The organism is Bradyrhizobium sp. Leo170 (assembly GCF_004296405.1).
Classification (GTDB): Bacteria; Pseudomonadota; Alphaproteobacteria; order Rhizobiales; family Xanthobacteraceae; genus Bradyrhizobium.
Genome location: NZ_PSRR01000476.1, coordinates 1 through 4909, shown reverse-complemented (window position 1 = coordinate 4909; position 4909 = coordinate 1). Strand labels below are relative to the sequence as shown.

5 protein-coding genes are annotated in these 4909 nt (G+C 63.6%); 2 read left to right on the top strand and 3 right to left on the bottom strand.

Annotated features, from left to right (window positions below):
- Positions 1-143 precede the first annotated feature (143 nt).
- The 3 genes from CWO89_RS40720 to CWO89_RS40710 form a co-directional block, all read right to left on the bottom strand.
- Positions 144-1289 (bottom strand): PepSY-associated TM helix domain-containing protein, encoded by a 1146-nt coding sequence (locus CWO89_RS40720; RefSeq protein ID WP_130583888.1) that lies wholly within the window; start codon positions 1287-1289, stop codon positions 144-146.
- 558 nt (positions 1290-1847) lie between these two features.
- On the bottom strand, positions 1848-2345 hold the full coding sequence (locus CWO89_RS40715) for a septal ring lytic transglycosylase RlpA family protein (RefSeq protein WP_245476804.1): 498 nt from the start codon (positions 2343-2345) through the stop codon (positions 1848-1850).
- Positions 2346-2718: 373 nt separating this feature from the next.
- Positions 2719-3318 (bottom strand): L,D-transpeptidase, encoded by a 600-nt coding sequence (locus tag CWO89_RS40710; RefSeq protein ID WP_207234670.1) that lies wholly within the window; start codon positions 3316-3318, stop codon positions 2719-2721.
- A 231-nt stretch (positions 3319-3549) separates the two neighbouring features.
- On the opposite strand from CWO89_RS40710, the gene CWO89_RS40705 reads away from it, so the two are divergent.
- Positions 3550-3930 (top strand): hypothetical protein, encoded by a 381-nt coding sequence (locus CWO89_RS40705; protein ID WP_130583885.1) that lies wholly within the window; start codon positions 3550-3552, stop codon positions 3928-3930.
- A 195-nt stretch (positions 3931-4125) separates the two neighbouring features.
- Positions 4126-4909, top strand: a 784-nt coding sequence (locus CWO89_RS40700) for a hypothetical protein (RefSeq protein WP_130583884.1), incomplete at its 3' end; no start/stop codon positions are given.

Here is a 4909-nt window from a genome sequence, read left to right as displayed (position 1 = left end):
GTGATCTGCTCCGCTGCAACCGCTTGCCCGCGCCACAACGCCTCCCTGTGGTTATGGGTCCCCCGCTTTCGCGCGCTTTCGCGGGGACGACAGCGGAGCGTGCGACGACGCCGTAGATCCGCCCTACGGCCCGCCCCATATGGCTAGACCTTGCTCTCCACAGCCGGCCGCACATCCGGCAGCTTCATCCGCGCCGGCGCGGTGCGCCGCTTGGCGAACCACAGATAGATGCCGCTGCCCAGTACGATGATGGTGACGAGATCGAGCAAGGCCCAGACGATCTTGAGCGGCAACCCGCCATAATCGCCGAAATGCAGCGGTCGCGAGACCTGCAGTGCCCTCAGATACCAGGGCACCTGCGGCGCAAGGATATTCTCGCCGTTGTTGGCATCGACCAGCACCGGCTGTAGCATGCGCGCCGTGAACGGCGTTGCGCCCTTGGTCCAGACGATCACATGTTGCGGGCTGCCGAACCGCGCCGATGTCGGCATGGTGACTGAGGTCACCAATCGATCCGGAAATTTTTCGCGCACGCGGCTGACGGCAGATTGAACGGAGGGAATCGCCGCGACCGGCTTGCCTTGATACGGGGCGAGCAGAACCGGCACCAGTTGTGCGCGCCACAGGTCGAACAGCGGCGTCGCCAGCGTGTTGATCGTCCCGGTCAAGCCGACCGCCACGGCCCAGGTCACCGTGACGATGCCGAGCAGATTATGCGTATCGAGCCATTTGAGCCGCGGCGACGACCCGCGTCGGATCGTGCCGAAATCCAGCCGCCGCATGAACGGCCAGTAGACGATGATCCCCGAGATCAGTGACACGACGAAGACAACGCCCATTGCGCCGAGGAACAATTCGCCCGGCAGGCCCGTGAACATGTCCTTGTGGATGCGCAGCACGATATCCATCACGTCCTGATGCGGCGCCTCCTCGCCGAGCACCTCGGCTGTGCGCGCATCGATGGTCACGCGATGAAACTGGCCGGGCGCAGGCATGGCGGTCGGCGACATCGCGACCGTGACCAGCGGCTCCGCCTGCTTCAGATTGGCCAGCAGAACGAACTGGCCGGGATGGTGCTGTCGCGCGACCTCGATCACCCGATCAAGCGATGCACGCGGCGTATCGGCCGGCATCTCTGGCGCCGCGATCTCCTCCTCGAGCAGATCGTCAATCTCGTCATGGAAAACCAATGGCAGGCCGGTCACGCACAGCATCAGCAGGAACACCATGCTGACGAGCGAAGCCCATGTGTGAATGCGCGACCACAGCCGGATCGTTTTCGGTCGCATCGGTGCGTCTACCTGCGATCGCTGGCCGAGCCCACGATGGTGCGCGGGCGCGTGTGTTGGTCGCCGCCACTCGTGGTGCAGGCCATGGTGACGCGGTCGGTCATGCTCTTCACGTTGAGTGCGCCAAGTTGATGCCGTTCGGCTAGCGGTATTGGTAGCGGATACCACCGCCGAAGCCCCAGCCGTCCGGCGCGCCGTCCTTGATAATGCAATCCACATAGACGGACGCGCGTTGTCGCGCAACCAGAACCGGGCTGTCTCGGAGGCCCCACGTTGCTTGGAATTGGTCTAATGAAGAACAGGAAGAAAAACCCCGCCTCCACGAATGGAAGGCGGGGTTGAAGTTCATTGGGTAAGAAATCCGCACGCAATGGATAAGTTCAAGGCGCGGGACGTAGCGTTTGGAATCTTATCGTGACGAAAGCTGCCAGCAACCTGAATAAAGCGCCGAGCGCGAGGGAGATTTTCCCGACGACGACAGAGAAAATTCCCGACGTGTGGGACCACCAACCAGAGCGGATACCGCCTTCGCGTGAGAGAACACGTCAAGACAAGAGTCTAGTGGACCACGTCAAGCTTGACGTTGCTGAGACCCTTGCCGACCATTCCGAGTTCTTGCGCGGCGGAATAGGAGACGTCGACGACTCGTCCCCGCACATACGGTCCGCGGTCGTTGACCCGCACCGTCACCGAACGGCCGCTCTTGACGTCGGTGACGCGAAGCTTGGTGCCGAACGGCAAGGTCGGATGCGCCGCGGTCAATTCGTTCTTGTCGAACTTCTCTCCGCTCGCAGTCTGCGAGTCCTCGCTGTAGAAGCTCGCGACACCCTGGGATGCGACCTTGGCATCGCCACCCTTGCGCGACGCCAGACGCGTATGCTTCCGCATCGCCGCTACCCGCCTCTTCATCGCTACCGCCGCCGTGCGGGTGTGCACGTACGATGCCTGCCTGCTCGCGCCGATTTCCGATCGTTGGCTGACGACGGTTGACTGCGCACAGGCCGCCAATGAAGCGGCCCCGAGAACCACCGCGATGAGCCGCGTGGCTCTCCACATAGAACCGGATGAGACCAGGTGCGCATCAACCTGCGCGCGCCCCCTGATGTCGACGTACGAATTTGCGGCAGCGTCGAACCACATGTTGCATCCCCAACTCGCGCCCCTAGCCCAAGCCGAAATCCAACGTCGTTAAGGGCGGACTCCAATCGGGCTTAACCGGGGCAGGAAGCGTCGGGCACGCTTGCCGTTGCACGATTCCCGCAAGGTGTGGTGATTGCGCCACAGCCGGCGCTGTCATTATGGGCGGGCTGCATACGAAGCATGCTGGCCCAGAATCCAATGGGCCGCAGGCACAACGCGAAAATGGATTCCGGTTGCGGCGCTAACGCGTCGCCCCGGAATGAGGGATGGTGAGTTGGCTTAGATCAAGTCAGCCGCGGCGCGGGCTGAACGGTCCGATCGCCGCCGTGCCAGCAGCAGGCGGCAGCACGACGACGGTCGCGCCCGGCTTCACCCGGCCAAACAGATCGATCACGTCGGAATTGGCCATGCGGATACAGCCGGACGAGATCGCCTGCCCAATGTATTCCGGCTGATTGGTGCCGTGGATGCGGTACAGCGTGTCCTTGTTGCCCTGGTAGAGATAGAGCGCCCGCGCACCGAGCGGATTAGCAGGGCCACCGGCGACACGCGACGGATAAGGTCCGAGCCGCTCCTGGATATCCTTGGTCGGAACCCAGTCGGGCCACTCGGACATGCGGCCAACGGTAGCGACCCCGGAGAAGGCCATCGCCTCCTCGCCCACCGCCACGCCGTAGCGGATCGCTTTGCCATCGGGCAGCACGTAATAGAGATAGCGCGCATCGGTATCGACCAGGATCGAGCCCGGCTGTTCCTTGCGCGTGTAGTCGACGATATGGCGCTGGAACTGCTCCGGAATGGAAGCCTGCGCGTAAGGCGGATGGGCCAACAATTGCCGATCGCGCGGCGTCATGCTGGCATCTGTGGATGGCGACAGCGTCGTCTGCATGCAGCCGGCGAGCGACACCGCCCCCGTCAGCAAAACTGCGAGCCCCAATCTCGACACCGCACGTCTCCCCTGCGTTAACCTGTTACCTAGTTGCTGCCAGAATAGTGCTGAAATCATGGCAAAGGCTGTGGAAACACGTCTGTTTGATTGCGTCAGCACGTTCTGCCTTGCCTCGGTTGCACGGCGCGAGTGTCGACGCTAGCCTCCTCAAAAAACAGGAGGTTCCCAAGGATGCGCTATACTTTGTTGATCGCAGGACTGTTGCTTGCTGCTCAGCCCGCGCAGGCCGATCCGCGCTCGGCCTATGTCACGCTGGTGCTGCAGGCGTTTGCCGCCAAGGTCGAGTGTCCCAACACCGATCTCGTCTATCAGGACCTGGTGCAGAAGGCCGAGGAGATGCACCTGCCCGATGGCACCACGGAGAGAGTGCGCAAGGCGATCGCGTTCATGCACACCGGCGGCAAGATGGGCGAGCGCCAGGACGACGAGCTCATGGCCGAAGTCGCGGTCGCCACCCAGGCGACTGATCTCGACCAGCGGCGGCTGGGGATGACGACCTGGTGCGAAGCGCAGAAGACTCACCTTGCCGGCTTCATCCGTCCGAAGAACTAGCACGCCCTCTTCCGCGACTGATTCCCGAGTTCCGGGGAAGCCAGTCGCCGTGGGCGGCCCCAGACTCTCCCTCCTCTTGCCTTGCTTTGGTCACACCTGGCTGGAGTCGTGGGGCTGGGCAGGGGATGGTTGACGTAGTGTAAATCCGCCGGCCGCTTCCAGAGCGGGTGGCATTGGACTGAAGATGGAGCGCCAATGCTTTCCACGCTGAACACTAATCCTGCTAAAGAATCCGATCCGCACGATGTTTTCGTGATCGACCCCGAAGTCGTGCTCGCCGCGCGCGGAGATCGTGCACCGCCAACGCGTGCCGAAGTGAACCAGGCGCCGGCACCGCAGAGCTACGTGGCATCCGGCGCCGCAGCCCCATCGCTCGATACCAGCTTTCGCGTGACCGCCAGCGATCACATCCAGCTCCCGGGCGAGCCTTCGCCGTTCGCCAAATGGGCCAAGCGCGCCGCGATGGGCTTCCTGTTCGCTCTGCTCAGCGCTTTCGCGGCGGCAGCCTGGAAGCATCATGGCGACACCGCCAAGCAAATAATTGCGGACTGGATACCGCAGGTCTCGCTGTTGTCGTCGTTGTCTTCGTCACCGCCGGGTAACTCGACGGCGCCCGCGGAGCAATCCGCCCCGCCCGCCGATCAGGCGGCTACAGAGCAGCCGGCCCCACCCGCCGTTCAAACCGCCTCGACCGATCAGGCGGTCGCTCAGCCGGACACCCCTGCTCAGGCACAGCCTGCGCAAGCCGCCGCGCCGGCGACCGCCGCAGCCCTTCCACCTGATACCGCGCAGTTGCTGCAGTCGATGGCGCACGATCTCGCGGCGATGGGCCAACAGATCGAGCAACTCAAAGCCAGCATCGCGCAGCTCAAGACTGGGCAGGATCAGATCGCCCGCGACATGGCCAGGAATTCCGAGGCCAGGGTTTCGGCACAAGCCGTGCAGCCGCGCCCGGCGCCGCCGCCGCGGCCGGTCGCAG

Bases quoted from the DNA above. Each gene is read 5' to 3' on its own strand.
- CWO89_RS40720 (WP_130583888.1), bottom strand. From the start codon at position 1,289: ATGCGACCGAAAACGATCCGGCTGTGGTCGCGCATTCACACATGGGCT.
- CWO89_RS40715 (WP_245476804.1), bottom strand. From the start codon at position 2,345: ATGTGGAGAGCCACGCGGCTCATCGCGGTGGTTCTCGGGGCCGCTTCA.
- CWO89_RS40710 (WP_207234670.1), bottom strand. From the start codon at position 3,318: ATGCAGACGACGCTGTCGCCATCCACAGATGCCAGCATGACGCCGCGC.
- CWO89_RS40705 (WP_130583885.1), top strand. From the start codon at position 3,550: ATGCGCTATACTTTGTTGATCGCAGGACTGTTGCTTGCTGCTCAGCCC.